This is a genomic window from Oxalobacteraceae bacterium OTU3CINTB1 (assembly GCA_024123955.1).
Classification (GTDB): domain Bacteria; phylum Pseudomonadota; class Gammaproteobacteria; order Burkholderiales; family Burkholderiaceae_D; genus Rugamonas.
Genome location: CP099652.1, coordinates 1,058,966 through 1,079,222, shown reverse-complemented (window position 1 = coordinate 1,079,222; position 20,257 = coordinate 1,058,966). Strand labels below are relative to the sequence as shown.

Sequence of the window (20,257 nt, the reverse complement as noted above, 5' to 3'; positions counted from 1 at the left end):
GTTATTTTCCGGATTCTGTCATCGTAATATTGGAGACGGTCTGCGTGGTCAGCGCGCCGCTCGCCTCTGTGTTGCGCATCTGGACCGGGTACCAGTTCATCCCCGGCGCCAGCCATATGTCCAGCCGCGACGAATAGGTGCCCGGCTTGGGCGGGCGCGTCAGGTGCCAGGTGACCAGCTTGCCCATCTTCGTGTTCAGTTCCTCCTCGCCGACCAGCTGGAAGCGGAAGATCGTCGCCTCCTTCTCGTCGCCGACCTGCAGATCGATATCGCCGCCCAGCTGGTTGACGTCGGCGCGGCCGATGCCGCCCAATTGGAACGGCACCGTCGCCTTGTCCTGCGCGCCCGTCAGCAACGGATAGCTGCGCTCGGACGCCGAGAACGTGATCGTGCCCTGCTCGCGGTTGAAGTGGGTCGCGGTCTCCGCCCGGCGCGTGCGCTTTTCGGTGACCCTGACCGGTGCGATGCCGTAGTCGTCGATGACGCCTTCGCTGCGCAGTACCAGCAGGTTGACGCGCGTCACCAACAGGCTGACGCCGGCTTCGACCGAGGCGTCGTAGCGGCTGCCGTCAGTATGCCATGTCATCGACGCGGAGCCCGTCCATTTGGTGCCGTCGGCGTCCACCCGCGCCACCGCCATGTCGAACTTGGCCGACGGCGGCAGATGCACTTTGTATCGCCGCGTGCCCTGCGGCGGAGCTTCGGCCGGCAAGGCCGGCGCCGGCGTCGGCGACTCGGCGGGCGCCGGCGGCGTGCCCGTTTGCGCCTTCGCCGCCCCGGCCCTGGCTTGGCCATCCTTGCCGCCGGCCGGCGCGCCCTCACCGACGCCGTCCGCCGACGTAGCGTCGCCGGCCGGCACCGGCATGGCGGCGATGGCGACCAGCGCGTCGGTCGCCGGCGCCGGTTCCGTCGGTGGCGGCAGCTCGCGGGGCGGCGGCGGGCGCTTGACGCGGGGACGCGGCACTTCCTGCGGCGCCAGCGGCTTGACGTCCACCAGCGGCGCGCTCTCGACGCGCTTGGGCAAGGTCAGTCGCAATTGCGCCGTCATCACCGACGGCGGATGGGGCGAAGTGCGCGGCGCGGAGGAACCGAGGTGATTGCCCGCCCAGTCGATCGCCGCCAAATGCAGCGCCAGGGTGGCCGCGCATACGACCAGCAGGCGTCGGCGTTGAAAGAGGTAGGAAACAATCGTCATGCCGCTAGTTTAACGTGTTCGGGCAAAGCCATCGGTCCGCCGCCGCGCGGCGATGGAAATGTTGTCAAAATCTTTTTGAATGCGGCCCGGATATCTGCTACGCTGAAAGCTAAAATCCACAGGAGACAGTTATGGCCAATACGCAAATGCCGCACATCCCGGGCGCCGGAGTGATGACGGATACTTTAGACTTTGTCAAAAACCTGTGGGGTAGCATGAGCGTGCCGGGATTGACGGCGCCGACCTTGTCGGTCGAGGAACTGGATAAGAAGATCAACGACCTGAAGGCCGTCGAGGCTTGGCTGAACCTCAATATGAGTATGCTGCGCGGTAGCATCCAGGCGCTCGAAGTGCAGCGCGGGACCATCGCCACGCTCAAATCCGTCGGCGCCAGCCTGGCCGCCGCCGTCAACACGGGCGCCAACGACAAGTCGATTTTCGACGCCAATCCGTACGCGTCGGCCTTCTTCCACCACGCCCGCGAAGCCGACAAGGCGCCCGCCAGCAAGCCGTCATGGCCGCCGGCGCCATCGGCCGCGCCGGCACCGGCACCCGCTCCGGCGCAGCAAGCCGCGCCCAAGGCGCCGGACGCCGCGCCGCCGTCCAAGCCGGCCCCCGACGCCGCCTCCGCCTCCGCCGCCCAGATGCCCAATCCGGCCGTGTGGTGGAATCTGCTGCAGGATCAATTCAAGCAGGCCGTGTCGACGGCGATGGCGTCCGAATCGATGATGGCCGATGCCGCCGCGCGCGCCACCGATACGGCGGTGAAATTCGCCACCGCCGCCACGGCCGGCGGCAAGGCCGCCGGTGCGGACGCCGGCACCGGTCCGGTCACCGCGAAGGCGGCCAGCGCCGCGCCGGCAGCTGATCAATCGGCCGATAAATCGGCGGACAAGCCGGCCGTCAAGCCGGCGGCGAAAAAGGCCCCGGCCAAAACCGCGCCGGCGAAAACCGGCAAGCCCGGTTCCGACAAGCTTTAGCGAGTAACGGGCCAGTACCCGGCGCCACTGCGGCCGGCGCCCGGCCTCAGGCCAGGCGCTGGATGCGGATGGCGTCGATCATGCCGTCTTCCTGGCGCTGCACTTTTTCGATATCGATCAAGCCTTCTTCCTCCAGCAGCTTGGCGCTGTCGTGGGCGGACTGAAAACTGTCGAGGGTATCGCCCTTGGCGGCGACCGGCCGTATCCAGGCCACGCTGCCTACTTTCATCTTCGTATACACTTCTTTTGCGATATCACGCATATGGTTTTGCCCTTTATTTCAAGGCGCAGACAGGGCTGCGCCGCGATTCAGTGTAATCATTTGGTGACCCGGAAACAAGTTGGCTGTTGCGTCCATCCGTCACCACGAAATCAGTCGGGAACCGCACCGTTGGCGGCCTCGTACTCGCTCGCCGCCGCCGCCGCCACCACGCCGGACACCGGCGCCAGCATCGCCAGCTGCTCCATCAACTGCGCAAAACGCAGCTGGCCCGGCGCGATCGCGTCGACATGCATCAACACGCCGATCGCCTCCTCCGCCAGCTCGCGCACATAGCCAGTTTGGTGCAGCTGCGAGATCAGGATCTGCGCTGAATTAAACAGGATGCGCATATTGTGCGGCAGCGCCTTGCGCGCCACGCGCATCCATTCGACCGCCTCGATCAACTTGCCGGTCTTCCACAGCAGCACGCCCTTGTTCATCATGTCGGCCGCCTCCTGGCGCGAGGCCTTGATCAACTCGGTGCCCTCGTCGCCCATGCGCGCCTTGTCGAAAATCTTCTGCACATCCTCGAGCAGCGCCGCGTTGTCATGGTTGTTGCGCGCCACGTAGCACAGCAAGGTCACCGGCGCATCCTTGACGCCGACCGCGAACAGCAACGTCGCCATATCGAGGCAGGTGGTGCTGTCGGGACGCTGCTTGGTCTCGTCGGCCAGCATCGCCTCCAGTTCGTCGCCGGATTTGCGCGCGCGCCGGTAGTCGCCGCTCTCGTGGTAGACCAGCCCCTCGGTGATCTTGGCGCGCAGGGTAACCTGGTCGCCGCCGAATTGATGGACCGCCGCGTTCAGCAGCCGTATCGCTTCCTTGGTGTCGTTCTTCTGGCCGCACACGCGCGCCAGGCCGAAGTACGCGTCGACCGTCTTGGCCACCGAATACTCGCCCATCTCTATGCATTTGCGGAAGGCTTTTTCGGCCACCGGGATATTCCCCAGCTTGAGCGCCGTCTGGCCGAACGCGCGCTGGCGCGGCACTGAATTGGGCGACAGCTTGGCGGCTTTTTCCAGCACGCCGAAGGCTTCCTCGTGCTTGCCCTGCTGCTGGAACGACAGCGCCAGCTGGTCGAACGCGTCGATGTAAAAACGGTTGTCGGCGATCACCGCCTGGAACATCTGCTGCGCCGCCTCGACCTCGCCGGCGCTCATGCGGATCTTCCCCAGGCCGCAGCGCGCCCAGTTGTAGTCGCGCTCCTCGAGCACCTTCTCGTACACGGCGCGCGCCTGTTCCGGCACGCCGCTTTTGAGCAGCAAGGTCGCCTTCATCCGCTGCAGGTCGATCTCGTGCAGCGGATAGAGCGCGATCTGCTCCTCGCACAGGCGCGCCGCGCGCAGGTAGTCCTTGTCGGCGAAGGCCTGGTCGATCTCGCGGAAGATCTGCTTCTTGTTCCACACGCGGTTCAGGCGCGTCAACAGCACGCCCTCGGTGATCGGTTTGATGATGTAGGCGTCCGGCTGGTGCTCGGCCGCGCCCATCACCGACTCCACGCTTTTCTCGGCCGAGACCATCAGCCACACGCTGCTGGGCAGCATGAGGTTGCGCAGGCGCGCCTCCTCCAGCACCTGCTGGCCGTTCTTGCCGTCGCCAAGGTTGTAGTCGCACATGACGACGTCGTAGCGCGTCTTCGACAGCAGCACGATGGCCTCGCCGCCGCTGGCCGCCTGGTCGATGTGCTTGGCGCCGAGGTTGCGCAGCGACTCGCGCAGCAGCTGGCGGATGCCGACGAAATCATCGACCAGCAGGTAGCGCTTTTCGGCCCAATCGATGTCGCCGCTGGCCTGGTTTTCCGCGCTCATGGAAGCCGCAGGATGAAGCAGCCGCCGCCCAGGGCGCCGCCGCTGCCGCCATTCTCCAGGGCGATGCCGCCGTGGCGCTGGCGATGCTTGTGCATCTTCGCCACTTCGCTGGAAAAGTACAGACCGAGGCCGCTGCTGTTGCTAAGGAAGTTGACCTTGCCGCCGCCGGTCTTCATGGCGTCGGCGCCGGCCTCCAGGATGGCCGGCGGGAAGCCGTCGCCGTTGTCCTCCACGCGCAGTTCCAGGTAGTCGCCGTCGACCTTGACGGCCAGGCGGATGCGGTCGCGCGTGTAGCGGATGGCGTTGTTGATGGCGTGGACCAGCACACCGATGATGAGGTCCTCGTCGAAGGTCCAGATGGCGTCCGCCGGAAAATCGACATCGAGCGTGACGCCGCGCGATTGCAGCAGGATGCGCGCCTGGCCCTTGACCTGGTCGACCAACTCGCTGATACGGTGGGCGGCCGGATCGAAGGGGTAGCCGGGCTTGCCCACCTCCTTGTACAACGCTAGCAACTGGATCAGGTTGTCGTTGAGGCGGCGGGTCTGATACAGCATCTGGCCCAGCTGCTCGTAGTGCGGCTGCCCGGCGGCCGGGGCAGGCGGCGGCGCGGCGGTGGAGGCGGGGCCGGCGATCAGGTTCTCCAGCGTGCCGCTCAGGACACTGATCGAATTCTTCATGTCGTGCACCGTCGACGCCAGGAACATCAGCAGCTCTGGCGATCCCTCGTAGTGCTGCGCTTGGTCTTCGTCCATTGTTGTGCGGTGCTCGCGCCCGGTTCAAAGGGTGATTATATCCTGCGGGATATAGCCAAGCCAACGCCGGGATGGCTTGTGTGCGCAGGATATTTGCGTCAACGCAACGCCGGTGTGGCGGCGCGATCACGGGCTGATCACTGGCTGCGGCGGCGCTCCTTGAGCAGGAAGCGTCCCGGATCGAGCGCCGCCACCAGGCTCGCCTCCAGCGGTGGCGACGTGTTCTCCAGTTGACTGACCAGCAACTCGGCCATCAGCGGCGCCCAGATCAGGCCGCGCGACGCGTAGCCCAGCAGCCCATACAGCCCGGGATGGCGCGGCACGTCGCGCAGGCGCTCCAGGCGTCCGGCGGCGCCGTGGTCGGGCAAGGCGCCGCACAGCGGCAGGCGGTCCGGCGCGGCGCAGCGGAAGCCCACCCTGCCCGCCAGCGGCGCGCTCGCCGCCAGGGCCGCCACGTTATCGCCCGGGACGATCTCCGCCAGCCGGGTAAGGTTTTCCAACTGGCTGTCCGCGCGCAGGTTTGGATCGTCGTCGTTGTCGTAAGTCGCGCCGGCACTGACGATGCCGTTGGCGGCCGGCGTCACATACGCCTCGCGGCAGACCACCAGCGGCAGCCGGGGTGCGCCCGCCGAACCAGGTTCGTCGAGCGCCAGGTGCGTGACCTGGCCGCGCAGCGCCGACAGCGGCAGCAGCGACGCCTGCGCGATGTCGACGGCGCCGGTGCCGTTGGCCAGGATGACCGTCGGCGCCCGCGCGATCGTCGCGCCGTCGGCGCCGATCACATGCCACTCGCCGTCGATACGCCGCAACTCAAGCGCCTGCGTGTGGAACGCGCGGCGCAAACGCGCGCCGCAAGCGTCGAGCATGGCCCCGCACAGCGACGCCGGCCGCGCCCAGCCGCCCTGCTCGAACAGCCAGCCGCCGTGCGGCGTCCCGCCACCGAGCAAGCGGCCGGCGCCATCGGCCGCCAGCCAGCGCGCATACGCCGGCGGATAATTCCACGCCGCCAGCACGTCCTGCTGCACCTTCGCATGCGCGGCGTCGCGCGCCAGTTGCAGCACGCCGCAATCGGCGCCGTCGAACGCTTTGCCGACACCGCCCAGGCGCCGCCATTCGCGCAGCGCGAACAGGTAGGCGGCGCGGCTCAAGCGGGTCGGAATATTGTCGTCCTTCGACAGCAGCGGCATGAAGATGCCGGCCAGGTTGCCGGAAGCTTCCTGCGCCGGCTGCGGGTGCCGTTCGATCAGCGTCACTTCCCAACCGTTGGCGCACAGGCGATGGCAGGCGGAGGAACCGGCCAGGCCGGCGCCGACGACGATCGCGCGCCGCTCCGGCTGCGGCGGCGCGGGCGGCTGCGGCTTGCGGCTTTGGTAGACCGCGCCGACGTCGCGCGAGCCGGCGACGGCGTGGCAGGCGAAACCGGCCGCCGTCAGCGCCCACACCAGCGGCTCGTCCGGCGCATGCGCGTGCAGCGTCGCGCGCGGCGCGGCCAGCTTCGCCAGGCCGCGCGCAAAGGCGGAGACAAAATCGGGCGCGCAGGACGAAACCTGGAAGTCGTCGACCCGCGCCTCGATCTGCGGCAGCACCGCGTCGAGCGCGCCGACCAGCAGATCGAGCGTCACGCGGCCGTCATCGAGCACGATGCGGTGCAAGCCCGGCACGTTCAGCGGCCAGGTGGCGCGCAGCCGCGCATCGGCAATGCGTTGGGCGTCCGGCAGCGCCGGCGCGACGGCCAGGTAGTGCAGCGGCGAGGCCCCCGGCGCAGAGGACTGCGCCCATGCGGCCAGAAACCGCGCGCCATCGGCGAAGTCCGTATCGAGCACCACGCGCCGTGACGCGCCCGCCGTCGTCACTTGCGCCGCTTCCGGCAGAAGCACGCCGGATCATGATCGTCGACCATGCCGATGCCCTGCATGTAAGCGTAAATGATCGTCGAGCCGACGAACTTGAATCCCAGCTTGGCCAGATCCTTCGAGATGCGGTCCGACAGTTCCGTCTTGCTGGCGCGCGGGCCGTCGCCCGACACTACCGGCTTGCCGCCGACATAGGCCCACAGCAGTTGATCGAGGCTGCCGCCGCCGGCGCGCAGGCGCAGGTAGGCCTGCGCATTGGTGATCGCCGCCGCCACCTTCAACTTGTTGCGCACGATGCCGGGATCGGCCAGCAGCGCGGCCACCTTGCCGGCGTCGTAGGCGGCGATCTTCTGCGCGTCCCACTGGTCGAAGGCGGCGCGGTAGGTCTCGCGTTTATTGAGAATGGTTTCCCAACTCAGCCCCGCCTGCGCGCCCTCCAGATTGAGCATCTCGAACAGGCGCGTCTCGTCGTGGCAAGGCACGCCCCATTCGGTGTCGTGGTAGTGCAGATACAGGGGATTGGCCGGGTTGGCCCAGCCGCAGCGGGTCTTGGTCATGTGAGCGGGAAGAATGGTGGCGCGTCAGTATAAGGTATACCACCCGGTATCGGGCGTGTGCGGGGATTACCACAGTGGCGGCGGGAGCGCTTGCTTTTTGTCATTTTTATATCTATTCTTGATAACTATAAAAATCACAATATTATAAGTCGTCCAAAACCGGGAGTGAACCGCCATGCCGTTCCCCACAGAGCCTGCGTTTGACTTTTTTAATACCAGCCGCCAACCTGCGAAGGGTGTGCCGGTGCCAGTGTCCAGTGTGTTGGAATATGAATTACTGCTGCTCCACGGCGTGCGCCTGGAGTCCCTCGAGCCCATCGAGCCTGCCGATGCCGACAAGGAAAACTCGCGTCGCGAGCTTCAGTTCCGGGCCGCGGTACATGCGTTGCCCGAGTGCGACGAGCGCACCGCCATCTGCCTGTCCGGCGGCGGCGTGCGCAGCGCCACCTTCTGCCTCGGCGTGCTGCAAGCCCTGGCCGAACGCGAGTGGCTCGACAAATTCCACTACATGTCGTCGGTCTCCGGCGGCGGCTACATCGCCAGTTGACTGTCGAGCTGGATCGCGCGGGAAAAAGGCAACGTCGCCGGCGTACTGGACAAACTGGCGCCCGCGCGCACCGGCGAGGCGCCCTTGCACGAGAAGCCCGAACCCGATCAAGTCCGGCAGTTGCGCGCCTATAGCAACTATATGAGCCCGGTTCACGGTTTCTCGATCGATCTGATCACGCTGATCGCCACCTTCATCCGCAACCTGACCTTGCACTGGCTGATGCTGCTGCCCTTGCTGGCGGCGCTGGTCATGCTCCCGCGACTGAATCTTGCGATGACTTTCCGCGCCGGACCATGGTTCTCCTCGTACACGGCCGGCGTTTGCTTTCTGGGCGTGATGATGGGATTGCTCCTGTGGGGACTCGGAGAAGCGCTGACGAGTCTGCCAAGCTACGCCCCGCAAGCAGGCAAAGAAAACACATTCATGAAGCGATGCTTCGGACCGATGTGCTGCGCGGCGATCGTGCAAAGCTGGGCCATTCCTCGCGTTGTCACGCCAGACTTTTTCACCACCAACATGCTCTGGATCGCGGTCTGCGTTGGCGCCGTGGTCACGACGACGGCCCAATTGCTTGCCTTGCGCCCGCAATCGAACACCCCTGACGCAAAGTCCGGCAAGAAGATGCTGGCCGCATTCGGCGTTGGCGCCATCGCCGGCGCGCTGATGTTCCACGTGATAAAAAAATTCTCACAGTTGGCACTGATGGAGCACTACGCACCCAACGACATGCTGGCGGCGGGCCTGTATTCCGTATTTTGCGTGCCCGCGCTGCTGGCGGCCGGCTGGCTGACCATCACCATCTACGTCGGCCTCGCGCAGCGCTTCTCGGATGAAGATGACCGCGAATGGTGGGCGCGCGCCAGCGCCTGGATATTCTGGACCTGCCTGGCCTGGATGTTCTCCAACGCCGTGGTGATCTTCGGCCCCTATCTGCTGCTGCAAAGCCCATGGACCAAATTATTGGGCGCGTCGGCCGGCGGCATGGGCGTGGTGACGGGGCTATACGGCTACTGGAGCAAAAGCGGCCAACGGCTGACGCGCAAAGTCAAGAGCGCGTTCGCCATCGCCGGTGAGCACGTACTGCAATTGGCCGCGGCGATCTTCATCACCGCGCTGTTGATCGTCACCAGCTTCGTGCTGGCCATGATCGGCGACCTGCAACACCTCACGCTGGGCGCCATCTTTGCAAACACGCGCCTGTGCGCCAATCTGGACACCTACTACGCCATCCAGACCACGCAAGCCGGATTGGGAGGCCAGTTCTTCATATTTGCCGGCTCGGTCATCATCGGCCTGATCGCCTCGCGCTACTTCGGCACCAACACCTTTTCCCTGCACAGCATGTACGGCAACCGGCTGGTGCGCGCCTATCTGGGTGCCGCGCGTGACAAGCGCGAACCAGATCCGTTCACAGGATTCGATCCGAACGACAATTTGCAGATGAAGGAGCTGGACCCGCTAAAGACGCCGCCGCCACGTCCGCCACCGAGGCCACGGCTCTATCATGTGATCAACATCGCGCTCAACCTGGTCAAGCCCAGCAATGAGGACCTCGCTTGGCAGCAACGCAAGGCGGCCTCGTTCACCGTCACGCCGCACTTCACCGGCTCGAAGGGCACCGAGTATCAGCGTTCGGATTTTTATTCGTCCGAAAAAGGCATTTCGCTGGCGCGCGCCATGACGATCTCCGGCGCGGCCGCGTCATCGAGCATGGGATACCACACCTCGACGCTGATCGCCTTCGTGATGACCTTCTTTAACGTCCGGTTGGGATGGTGGCTGCCCAATCCCGCACTGAAGGACGTCAAGGCGCTGCAGCGTTCAGAGCCCCCGCTCGGCTCCATGTCGATCCTGACTGAGTCGCTGGGCGCGACGACCGCCAAGAGCGACTTCGTCTACCTGAGCGACGGCGGCCACTTCGAGAACCTGGGCCTGTACGAGATGGTGCGCCGCCGCTGCCGGCGCATCGTCGTGGTCGACGCCAGCTGCGATCCGAAATACGAATTCGAAGACCTGGAAAACGCGATCCGCAAGATCCGCACCGACTTCGGCGTCTCCATCGTCTTCCCCGACGGCCTGCCGACGCCGGCCTGGACGCGCGGCGCGCAAAACAGGCATAAACATTCGGCGCACGGCGTGATCCGCTACTCCACCGTGGACGGATCGTGCCCCGACGGCAGTATCATTTATATCAAGCCGCTATTGTCGGGCAACGAGCCGCTCGACATCACGCGCTACGCCGCCAAGGCCGACAAGGCGCAGATGAACCCGTTCCCGCACCATTCGACGGCCGACCAGTTCTTCGACGAGGTCCAGTTCGAAAGCTACCGCGCGCTCGGCTACCACAGCGTGATGGCGGACTTCCCGCAGGGGGAGTACTGGAAGCGCTTCCCCGCCGGCGCGGTGGACGCCAGCGAGGAACAGCTGGCCGCCGCCGAGCGGGCCGCCGACAACGCAGGTGCGGGTGCGCCACCGATGGCGGCGGCCGACGCGGTGCGCGCGGCCGGCCAGGCGGGCCTGTTGTGGACCACCATCGCGGCGACGGGCGCACTCGGCGCCGGCGTCGTCGGCACGCTCGCGCTCCAAAAAGGCGGCGAAGTGGCGCTCGCGAAGGGCGGCGAGGTCGCCTTCAGCAAAGAAACACTCGACGAGCTCAGGAAAATATTACAAGCGCGGGAGGGCGATCCGGCCGTCGCCGCGCTGATCATCGAACTGACCGCGCAACTGAAAAAACTTCAGCAATCGATCATCGATAATTCAACCGTCAATAACCAGATCAGCAACGATCTCGGCCAGTTGCTCAACAAGCAGATCACCCTGATCAATACTTTAGACAATACCAAAAGTGCGCAGACGCTGAGCGACATTAAGGGAACGCTGCTGACAATATCGGCGAAGCTGCCGGCGGAGAAAGACTACAGCGCCGCCATCGGCGCCATCTCCGCTCAGCTCGCCGTACTCGATCAAACGCTGAAGGCGCAGACCGACGAGATCCACAAGACCAATACCCGCGCCCATGTGCGCGGCGGCGATGGAGCGCGGCCATGAGGGCCGGCGCGTTCGTGGCGCTGGCCGCGCTGCTGTCCGGCTGCTGCTATCAAACCATCCGCCTGCGGTCGTCGTGGTACATACTGGAAGATAATAAAATAAAATCAACCACTTACGTCTCGGTGCTTAACACCGGCAACACCGCCGTCAATGTCAAAACGCTCATCATCAATCCGCTGCGGGACAAGGTCGCCTTCTTCAGCGATCCCCAGCACGATGGCTGGACGCTCCCCATCGGCGAGCGCCTCGAACCGGGACAAATGCTCATCAAATCAACGACGGAATTCTCGCGACTGGAAAAGAACCAGACGGTGTATTGGAATGGCTGCCGGGTGCCGATCGAAATCGACGCTGAGTTATCCGGAAAAAATTCGCTGGTCATCACCGACATGAAACCGGCCATGCCCGACTCGCTGCCGGCGATGTGGGATACTGAATGCCCCAAAGCCGCCAAATAGGAGCATCGCATGCAGTTCGAGGCAACACTGGAATGGAAACGCGACGGACAGGATTTCCTCGGTCAGCGCTACAGCCGCGCGCACACCTGGCGCTTCGACGGCGGCGCGGTTGTGCCGGCGTCGTCGTCGCCGCTGTCGGTGCCGCTGCCGATGTCGGACGCCGCCGCCGTCGATCCCGAGGAGGCGCTGGTGGCCGCCGCGTCGAGCTGCCATATGCTGTTCTTCCTCTCGATCGCCGCCAAACGGGGGCATACGGTCGACAGCTACACCGACCACGCCATCGGCACGCTCGGCAAGAACGATCAGGGCAAAATGGCGATGACGCGCATCGCGCTGCGCCCGGCCATCGTGTTCGCCGGCACCGCGCCGCCGGGTGACGATGAACTGCACGCCATTCACCACGAGGCGCACGAAAAATGCTACATCGCCAATTCGCTCAATTTCGAGGTGGTGGTCGAGCCGCCGGCCGCCTGATCGAACCGGATCAGGTTTCCAGGTCGCTCGACAAGCCGATGCGGCGGCGCTCGCCGCCCAGCGACAGCGGTCCTTCCAGATTGCTGACCAGCCGCACCTCGCCTTCCGACAGCGCCTCGTCGACTTGATGCATCAGGCGCGGGAACAGGCCGTCGGCACGGGCGCGCTCGGTGCCGTACAACGCCGCCCAGGCGTTGCGGCCGGAGCGCTTGGCGATGTACAGGCCCTGGTCGGCCAGCTCCACCACCTGCGACCATGACAGCAGGCGCGGTTGCGCCGGCAGGAAGGGAAAACAGGCAAAGCCGATCGAGCAGGTCTTCGACAGCCGCACGCCGTCCGGCAGCACGAACTCGCGCTCGGCGACGACGCGGCGCATGCGTTCGGCCACCACGCGCGCGTCGTCGCGGTGGGTGGCGCGCGCCAGCACCAGGAACTCCTCGCCGCCCCAGCGGATCACATAGTCCGATTCGCGGAACACTTCGCGCAGGCGCTCGGTCATCTGTACCAGGATGGCGTCGCCGGCGGCGTGGCCATAGCGGTCGTTGACCTCCTTGAAGTGGTCGATGTCGACCATGAAAAACACCAGATCGTTGGCTGCCCGCAGCTCGGACTCGGTCAACTGGTGGCCGCGATGCTGCCCGCCGTCGTAGCCGCGCAAACTCATCGCCACATCCGCGTCGACGTTGCGCAGGAAGAAGCGGCGGTTGCGCAGGCCGGTCAGCTGGTCGGTCAGGCTGACCTCCTCGAGCGCCTGGTAGGCGCGTTCGAGCTCCAGGTTCTTTTCCAGCAGCTGCTCCTGGGTCGCGCTCAGCGTCTTCAAAGTCGCCGCCACCTGCCGGTAGGCGCTGGCGTTGTCGAGCGCGATGGCGCCGTACGCGCACAAGGTGCGGAAGATCAGCCGTTCGCGCTCGCCGTAGGCGTTGGCGTGCAGCGACTGCACCGTCATCGCCCCCAGCACCCGCTCGCCCACGCGCAGCGGCGCGAACAGCAACGTCAGGGTCGGCAAGGTGCCGGGGATCAGGTTCGGCGTCACATCCGCCGCCCCCAGCTCGATCAGGATCTCGCGCCGCTCGCGCACGCAGCGCGACGTGTTGGCGCGCGGGTCCGCCAGCGAATAGCGCACCTCCGGCAGCGGATTGCCGGCCTCGACGCCGAAGGCGCACGACAGCCACACGCCGTTCGACTCGAGCAGGAAAATCGAGAAATGGGTGGCGTCGAGCAGGCCGTGCACGTGCCGGTCGAGGGCGCGGAACACCGCCGCCGCGTCCAGGTGCGCGGTGATCTCCTGGCCGATCGCGCTCAGGTGCGCCAGGGTGGCGCTGGTTTGCTGCAGCACCTCGGCGCGCTGCGCCTCGGCCGCCGCCAGCTGGCGATGATGCTCGGCCTCGGTCTGCGCGCGCTCGGTCTGGTACTGCACCTGCATGGCGATGGCGCGGTTGGTGGCCTGCTGGCTGTGGGTCTGGTCGCGCGCGGCGGAGGCCTGCAGCGCGATCGCGTAGGCGCGCGCGTGGTCGCCGATGGCGGCGTACGCGCGCGCGGTGGCGTCGAGCAGCGCGCCGGGCACCGTGTAGCCGTCGATGGTGGCGGCGATCTCCAGCGCCAGCAGCAGGTAGTGCAGCACCGGGTTGGGCGCCATCATCAGGTCCGGCTCGGGCAGCGCGTGGTGCGCGTGGATATCGGCCAGCACATTGAGGGCGGCGATCTGGCCCAGCGCGTCGCCATGCTCGCGCGCCAGCGCCAGCGCGCCGCACACGGCGGCCAGCGCCTCGTCCGGCCGGCCCAGGTGCGACAGCGCGTGCGCCTGGCCGCGCCGAGCGCTGCTCTGGAAATCGTTCTGCGCCAGCGCGTCGCCGCGCGCGGCCAGCCGCGTGAAGCTGTCGAGCGCGGCCGCGTGGTTGCCCAGGTCGAGCGCCAGGTCGCCCTGGTATTCCAGCGCCACCGCGTAGGCGCGCGACCCGGACAACGGCGCCAGCACGGCCAGCGCCTCGCGCAACAGGGTTTGCGCGGCCTCGCGCTGGCCCAGCTGGCGCAAGGTTTCGGCGGTCTGCATCAGGCACATGCCGATCGACAGCGGCCAGCCGGCCGGACGCGCCAGGTCGAGGCCGCGCTGCATCCATTCCAGCGCCGCCTCGTGCGCGTTGAGGCTGGTGAAGCCGTTGCCGATGTTGGTGGCGATGATGATGGCGCGGCGGACCTGGCCGCTCACCAGCGCCATCTCGAAGCTGAGCATCAGGTGGCCGATGGCGCGGCCGTACTCGCTGCGCTGAAAGGCGCAGGTGCCGAAGTAGTCGCTGACCCAGCCGGCGGCGATCGGCGCCAGGCCGCTTGGATCGGCATCGAAGCGGCCGTCCCAGTGCCGCTGCGCGGCCTGCCAGTCGCCGAAGGCGGCGCAAATGCCGGCGGCGGCGTCGATCACGTCCACCCGCACCGGGTCGCCGCCGACGCGGGCGGCGGCGCCGGCCAGCGCCAGCCAACGATCGCCGGCGGAGCTGTCGCCACGGTCGTTGGACACCCAGGCCAGCAACCAGCAGGCGTCGGCGCGGGCGCACGCGGCGTGTGCGTCGGGACGGATGGCGGCGCCCTGCTCGAACAGCGACAGCGCCTGTTCCGCTTGGTACTGAGCGGTGTCGAGCCGGCCATTGAGCCATTCCGATTCTGCGGCGATCAGCAGCAGGCGGCCGCGCACCACCAGCGCGTCGGCCGCTGGCAGCGCGCCCGTCAGGGCAGCGATGTCGGCGATGTCGGCAGACAGGGCGCGCGCACGCGCGGGCGCGCGCTGGCGCAAATGCCAGGCGAGCGCCACGAGCAGTGGCAAGCGCGCCGTGCCGGAAATCTCCGGCAACACCGCCTCCCACCGCGCCAGCTCCTCATCGAGGGCAAACATGTCCACCAAGTGACGTCCTTTGACTGTGTGCCGGGCATAGTTGCCCGAACGCATTTAAACGCTGTTACCGCATTATTCCACAGTTTTCAGGAGCCCTCGCCGCCCCGCGCCAAGTGCCTGAATGCAAAGCTAATTCAGTTCCTTGCAGCAATTTATTTACTGTGTTTTAGGCGCGTCGCTTTTGCCCGCCGCCAGCTGCGGCACGGTCTTCATATGCTGGTCTATGGTAGGTTGCAACTTGGCCGCCAGCGCCTTGATGTCCGGATCCTTGGCCTTTTGCTGGGCGTCGGTAACCAGCTTGTGGGCGGCCTTGTGGTCGTTGACTCCCGCGTTGGCGATGTAGCTCTTGTCGAACTCCTCGCCGCTGAGCGCGTTGAGCCGGTCGGCCATCTTCTTGTGCTTGGCGTCGGGTTCGGCGGGCAGGGTCACGTTCTTGGCCTGCGCCACCTGCTGCACCTCCTGCAAGCCCTTGGTGTGGTCGTCGACCATCTTCTGGGCGAAGGACTTGACCTCCGGCGACGTGGCTTTTTGCAGCGCGATGTTGCCGGCGGCGACCTCGTTGACGTTGGCCTGGGCCAGGCTGGTGAGGAGTCGCTGGTCGCCCTTGCTCAGATTTTGCGCGGTGGCGGCACCGGCGGCCAGCAAGCCCGCACACGCGGCGACGGCGATCCTGATCTTGTTGTTCATGATGGGTGCTCCCAAAAGAATGACGAGGAATTAATTTTACAAAGCCTGGACAATGGCGGACGCACCTTACGGCTATGCAAGAACGAGAGGCGGGAGCACGGCCGCAACGAAAAAAGGCGCCGCAAGCGGCGCCTTCTTGTGTGGCTACGACAACGCTCAGGAAGCGTGCTTGCTGATCTCGATCAAACGGGTCCGCATGGTGTCGCTGGCGGCGGGCCCCGGTGCGAACATGTAGTCTTCGTCGTTGATGGCCAGGCCGCTGTTGGCGTCGACCAGCACCTGATCGGCCGGTTTGCCGGTTTCGCGGCTCACCACCAGCAGGCTGGCGCCTTCCGGTGCCAAATGGTCGTTGCCCCAGGCGATGAAGGCCAGCAGCACAGGCTTGAAGTCGCGGCCGGCCTTGGTCAGCAGATATTCATAGCGCGGTGGACGGGCGCTGTACTGGCGCCGCTCCATCAGGCCGCCCTCGACCAGCCCGGCCAGGCGGCGGGTCAGCATGTTCGGGGCGATCTTCAGGCTCTTTTCAAATTCGTCGAAACGCGACAGGCCGTAGAAGGCGTCGCGCAGGATCAAAATGCTCCACCATTCGCCAACTTTACCCAGGCTGCGGGCGATAGGGCAAGGCATGCGGCCGAAATCGGTATGTTTCATGTGTAACTCCTCGGTTCAGGTGAACAGGAAAATTGATTGAGAATGCAGCGAGCGATGCGACTTACTTGCATGCCGGCTGTAACAATGTGTGACTTTTTTGCGAGCAAACCCCTGTGACTATGTGTGATTTTTCTAGTGTCAATTTCGCCTCCCTTTTTTGCCCTGCGGTTTAAGTACTTTCCCTCTGAAAAACAATATTTTTTAGCCTTTTTTCAGTGACCAACATAGGCTAAAAAACGACCTTGAAAACTCTCCAAATTCCGCCGTTTTGCGAAAGTGAATTTCAGCGTGAAATGTGAACATTGGATAGAATGTTGATTCACGGTAAAATTCGTTCTATGGATGCAACTTACTAACCACTGCCTTTCGAATCGATCGTCATGAAAATCCTTGCCGCCCCACTTACCGTCGCGCTTGCCGCCGTCCTCTTCTGCTCACCGCTGTCTGCGGTCGCGGGCAACAAGGCCGCCACCAGCGCCATGCAGGTGAGCTTCGTGGTCAAGGAGGCTTGCACCGTGCAGACCGCCAGCGAGCCGCGCGCCACCGCCCGCACCGCCACTGCGGCAACGACCGCCGCCGCCCCGATAGTCGCCTGCGAACTGAAAACCCCTTACCTGCTCACGCGCGGAGGCGACCAGCCCGCCGCCGCCAATTCCGCCACCACCGACCGCTCCGCCGCGCCCATCCGCACCGAATCGGGCACGCAGAGCTGGGTCGTCTACTTCTAATGCCACCGGCCGCCACCCGCGCGCGCCGGCTCCTTCCCCGTTAAAACACCACCGTGGCCGTCACGGTGTCCTTGTAGTCCCCCGGCGACGGCGTGCTCTGCGGTGGCACCAGTCCGTACACCGTCTGGGTCTGGGTGCCGCCGGTGCCCGTGCCCGAGACGATCGTGGTGCCGCCGCTGCCGTCGCCCCAGCTGGCGCCGTCGAGCGTGTTCGATATCTGATAACTCAACAATTCCGTGGTCGAGACGTTGCGCATCCTGCGCGCCGTCGTCGCGGCGCCGTAGGTACCGGCCGACAGCGCCACCCGGTACGGCGTGCTCTTGCTGCACTGGACCGACATCGTCGACGTCGTGCGTACATTGCTGTTGAGTAGCGAGCTGTTCGGGAACGCCAGGTTGCCGACGTTGATGTTGCAATCGTTGATCACGGCGGCCCGCACCTGGAACACGATCGGCAGGGTCGGCCCCAGCGCGCATCCGGTGGCCGGCAGCAGGAAGAAAATGTATTGCATCAGGCCGTTGCCGGCGCCGAAATCCGAGGTGAACGTCAGGTCGTTCGGCCCCACCGCCAGGGCAGCCAGCGTGGCGTCGGCCGCCAGCCTGCCATACAGCGTGACGTTCTGCTCGAGCGTGCCCAGCCCGCCGCTCTTGGTCAGGGTGAAGGTGATCGGGGTCGGCGTGTCGGTGCCGACCCAGCCGCCCCAGATCCTGGCCGGGGCGTAGGTCGCGTCGGTATAAATGTTGTAGTTGGCGCGCATGGCGCCGTTGCCGACCTGGCGCGTGCTCGTCACCGTCGACGACGAGTTGCTGCCGGCGCCCAGGTACAGGCACACGGTCACGTTCGGCGTCAGCAGGTTGCCCAGGAAGTCGGTCCAGGTGCAGGTGACCTTGAACGTGGCCGAGGCGTAGACGGGGACACTGGAGATGGAGCTGACGCTGGGGAAGACTATGTTTTGCGGCGCGATGGTGCAGTTGTCGGCGCGCGCGTGGGCGCACAGCAGCGCCAGCGGCAGGCCTACCCACGGCGCCAGCCGCCGCGCCGTCATTGCACACCCCGGCAAGTGAAGGGGCCCAGGGTCGGCATGGCCCGGCCCTTGACCGCCTCGTACGCGAACTCGACGATGCATGGCACGCCGTCGACGGTCAGCCGCAAATGGTTCAGCGGCGCCAGGTTGTCGATGAAGGCGACGCCGTCGAAGCCGACCAGGGTGGACGCGCCGCTCTCGACATGCAGCACCTGCGCGCCGGCGGCGACCGGCTTGCCGTCGGCGCCGTGCACGATCACGCTGGCCGCCGCGTAGGTCTCGACCGGGAAGCGCGCCAGCACGCCGGACTGGCGCGCCGGCACCACCTCGCGGCGGGAGACCGGAATGCGGGCGTCGAGCGGCAGCGCGCCGGTGTCGATGCCGACCTGGTTGATCAGGTAGGGATTGAGGTTGGGCACCAGCAAATAGCCGCCGGCGCCGGTGCGGCCGATCACCCGGTTCTCCTGCAGCACCGGCACGCCGCCGACGCCGTCGGTCGACACCAGCGCAAAGCCGGCGCCGACCTGGCGCGCCGCGTGCACGCCGCCGTCCATCACCACCAGCGAACCGGCCGCGCTGAGCGAGGCGCTGCGGTTGTCGCCGTTTTGCTGCACCAGCGCGCCGACCTGGCCGTAGCCGCCCAGATACGTCAGTTGGCCCTGGCGCAGCGGCGCGCCGTTGCTCTCGAGCGACTGCAGACCCCAGCCGAACCCGCCGGCGTAGTCGGCCGAGCGGCCCACCGTGACGATGCGGCTGCGCACGCCGTTCTGGCGGCCGGCGCTGGCGTTGGCGGCGATGCGGTCGCCGAACGAGGCGCTCAGGCTGAAGAACAGGCCGCGCGCGGCGGCGTCGCGCAGGTCGCGGAAGGCGCTCACGCTCAGGTAGAAGCCGGCGCCCAGGGTGGCCGAATACGACAGCGCGGCGATGCGCGCCGGCGGCAGCGACGGCGCGCGCAGGCTTACCAGGCTGACGCCGACGCTGTGGCCGGGGAACAGCGCCAGATTCAGGTTGATGCGGTCGTTGGCGCGGGCGCCGGCGCCGCTGTCGGCGGTGGCCAGGTCGCTGTAGCCGGCGCTGGCGCGCAGGGTCTCGGCGTCGATGCTGAAGCGCCCGCTCAGATATTGGTAGCCCAGGCCGGCCTGGAGGCCGCGTCCGCTGCCGCTGTCGTTGCGCCGCCCGCCGCTGGCGGCCAGCGAGGCGCGCACCACGCCGGCCTGGCCGAGGCGCAGCATGGCGCCGGCGCCGCCGTTGACGACATCGCGCCCCAGCTCGCCGTGGCCCTCGACGGTCAGGCTGTCGCTCACGCCGTGGCGCAGCGAGCCGCTGACGGCCGGCACGCGCGCGTAGCCGAACGAGCGGGTGCTGTAGTCGCGCCGCAGCACGCCCAGCTCGACCGAATAATCGGTCAGGCCGACCGCCAGCAGGCGCGTGTCGACATATAAAGGTACGGTGGTGGTGACCGCGCGCCCGGCGGTGTCGCGCGTGACCAGCGTGGCCTGGCCGGCGCCGTTGATGCCGGCCACCTGGTTGATCACGAACGGGCCCGACGGCACGGCCGTCTCGACCTGGCGCACGCCGTTGACGTACAGGCTGACGGCGCTCGGCACCACGGCCGAGCCGGCCAAACTGGCGACCGGGAAGGTCAGCAGGTCGGGCCGCAGGTCGAAGCTCTTGCGCCACTGGACGCCGCCCATGCGCAGCGAACGGCTCCACGGCAGCGACGACGAGATCAGGTCGCCCACCTGCCAGGTTTCCAGGGTCACCGGGTCGGAGCGCACCCAGGCGCTGTCGAGGCGGATGAAGCGCGGACCGGTGCCGGTGGCGCCGGCGTTGTAGACGCCGGTGCTGGTGAAGACGCCGCTGTCGTTGAAGTAGCGCACCTCGTTGGCGACCGAGACGCCGCGCTCGCGGTCGAGCCGGCCGAAGGCGTCATAGGTGAGCACCAGCCCCGGCGTGACGGCGGCCGGGCCGGCCACGCGCACGGTGCGCCCGGATAGCGCCACCGGCGCGCGCAGCGTGTCGTCGACGCGCAGCGCGATCGACTGGCGCGCCGCGTCGTAGCTGTAGCGCAGGCCCTTGATGTCGTCGAGGTCGAACTGATCCCGGCCCTCGACCCCGAACAGGCGGGGGTCGAGCTCCAGGTCGCGCAGGTTCTGCACGCTGCTGCGCAAGCCCGTGGTGGTGCCACGGGTAAAGCGCAGTATCAGTCCGGTCGGTTCGCCGTTCAATTCCACCTCCAAAAAAAGTTCCTCTTCCACCGGCGGCGGCGGCGGTGCTTGCGCCAGCGCGGCCGTCGCCAGGTTCAGGGCCATCAGAGACAGGCAGATCAGCCGTCCCCACATG

Annotated in this window: 17 protein-coding genes; 6 read left to right on the top strand and 11 right to left on the bottom strand. The window is 66.5% G+C overall.

The features are described from left to right. Nucleotide 1: 1 nt before the first annotated feature. Nucleotides 2-1,195 (bottom strand): DUF3108 domain-containing protein, encoded by a 1,194-nt coding sequence (locus NHH73_04655; GenBank protein ID USX27599.1) that lies wholly within the window; start codon nt 1,193-1,195, stop codon nt 2-4. A gap of 131 nt (nt 1,196-1,326) precedes the next feature. Between NHH73_04655 and NHH73_04650 the strand changes: the two genes are divergently transcribed. Next, nucleotides 1,327-2,175 carry a hypothetical protein gene (locus tag NHH73_04650; protein USX27598.1) on the top strand — a complete coding sequence of 283 codons (849 nt, stop codon included), beginning with the start codon at nt 1,327-1,329 and terminating at the stop codon, nt 2,173-2,175. A 46-nt stretch (nt 2,176-2,221) separates the two neighbouring features. Here the strand turns inward: NHH73_04650 and NHH73_04645 are convergent, their stop codons facing one another. From NHH73_04645 to NHH73_04625, 5 genes are all read right to left on the bottom strand, one after another. Next, complete coding sequence (locus NHH73_04645) at nt 2,222-2,404, bottom strand: hypothetical protein (protein ID USX27597.1); 183 nt, start codon at nt 2,402-2,404, stop codon at nt 2,222-2,224. Between the two features lie 143 nt (nt 2,405-2,547). Continuing rightward, complete coding sequence (locus NHH73_04640) at nt 2,548-4,245, bottom strand: response regulator (protein USX27596.1); 1,698 nt, start codon at nt 4,243-4,245, stop codon at nt 2,548-2,550. Continuing rightward, entirely contained in the window at nt 4,242-5,000 is a 759-nt protein-coding gene (locus NHH73_04635) for a HAMP domain-containing histidine kinase (protein USX27595.1), read from the bottom strand. The genes NHH73_04640 and NHH73_04635 overlap by 4 nt, the downstream gene beginning before the upstream one ends. Nucleotides 5,001-5,137: 137 nt before the next feature. Then, on the bottom strand, nt 5,138-6,877 hold the full coding sequence (mnmC, locus tag NHH73_04630; GenBank protein USX27594.1) for an FAD-dependent 5-carboxymethylaminomethyl-2-thiouridine(34) oxidoreductase MnmC: 1,740 nt from the start codon (nt 6,875-6,877) through the stop codon (nt 5,138-5,140). After that, nucleotides 6,850-7,410 carry a DNA-3-methyladenine glycosylase I gene (locus NHH73_04625; GenBank protein USX27593.1) on the bottom strand — a complete coding sequence of 187 codons (561 nt, stop codon included), beginning with the start codon at nt 7,408-7,410 and terminating at the stop codon, nt 6,850-6,852. The genes mnmC and NHH73_04625 overlap by 28 nt, the downstream gene beginning before the upstream one ends. Nucleotides 7,411-7,654: 244 nt before the next feature. On the opposite strand from NHH73_04625, the gene NHH73_04620 reads away from it, so the two are divergent. From NHH73_04620 to NHH73_04605, 4 genes are all read left to right on the top strand, one after another. Beyond that, nucleotides 7,655-7,957 (top strand): patatin-like phospholipase family protein, encoded by a 303-nt coding sequence (locus tag NHH73_04620; protein ID USX27592.1) that lies wholly within the window; start codon nt 7,655-7,657, stop codon nt 7,955-7,957. 141 nt (nt 7,958-8,098) lie between these two features. Continuing rightward, nucleotides 8,099-11,008 carry a hypothetical protein gene (locus NHH73_04615; protein USX27591.1) on the top strand — a complete coding sequence of 970 codons (2,910 nt, stop codon included), beginning with the start codon at nt 8,099-8,101 and terminating at the stop codon, nt 11,006-11,008. Further along, nucleotides 11,005-11,466 (top strand): hypothetical protein, encoded by a 462-nt coding sequence (locus tag NHH73_04610; protein USX27590.1) that lies wholly within the window; start codon nt 11,005-11,007, stop codon nt 11,464-11,466. The genes NHH73_04615 and NHH73_04610 overlap by 4 nt, the downstream gene beginning before the upstream one ends. A 9-nt stretch (nt 11,467-11,475) precedes the next feature. After that, nucleotides 11,476-11,940, top strand: coding sequence for an OsmC family protein (locus NHH73_04605; protein USX27589.1), 465 nt, complete (start codon nt 11,476-11,478; stop codon nt 11,938-11,940). A gap of 10 nt (nt 11,941-11,950) precedes the next feature. On the opposite strand, the gene NHH73_04600 is transcribed toward NHH73_04605, so the two are convergent. The 3 genes from NHH73_04600 to NHH73_04590 form a co-directional block, all read right to left on the bottom strand. Then, nucleotides 11,951-14,824, bottom strand: a complete 2,874-nt coding sequence (locus NHH73_04600; protein USX27588.1) for a diguanylate cyclase — start codon at nt 14,822-14,824, stop codon at nt 11,951-11,953. A 156-nt stretch (nt 14,825-14,980) separates the two neighbouring features. Then, entirely contained in the window at nt 14,981-15,511 is a 531-nt protein-coding gene (locus NHH73_04595) for a DUF4142 domain-containing protein (GenBank protein USX27587.1), read from the bottom strand. Nucleotides 15,512-15,667: 156 nt separating this feature from the next. After that, nucleotides 15,668-16,162: a helix-turn-helix transcriptional regulator gene (locus tag NHH73_04590; GenBank protein ID USX27586.1), complete on the bottom strand. Its 495-nt coding sequence runs from the start codon at nt 16,160-16,162 to the stop codon at nt 15,668-15,670. Nucleotides 16,163-16,542: 380 nt separating this feature from the next. Between NHH73_04590 and NHH73_04585 the strand changes: the two genes are divergently transcribed. After that, on the top strand, nt 16,543-16,890 hold the full coding sequence (locus tag NHH73_04585; protein USX27585.1) for a hypothetical protein: 348 nt from the start codon (nt 16,543-16,545) through the stop codon (nt 16,888-16,890). Between the two features lie 40 nt (nt 16,891-16,930). Here the strand turns inward: NHH73_04585 and NHH73_04580 are convergent, their stop codons facing one another. Then, nucleotides 16,931-17,935: a spore coat U domain-containing protein gene (locus tag NHH73_04580; protein USX27584.1), complete on the bottom strand. Its 1,005-nt coding sequence runs from the start codon at nt 17,933-17,935 to the stop codon at nt 16,931-16,933. Further along, entirely contained in the window at nt 17,932-20,256 is a 2,325-nt protein-coding gene (locus tag NHH73_04575) for a fimbria/pilus outer membrane usher protein (protein ID USX27583.1), read from the bottom strand. The genes NHH73_04580 and NHH73_04575 overlap by 4 nt, the downstream gene beginning before the upstream one ends. Nucleotide 20,257: the final 1 nt, after the last annotated feature.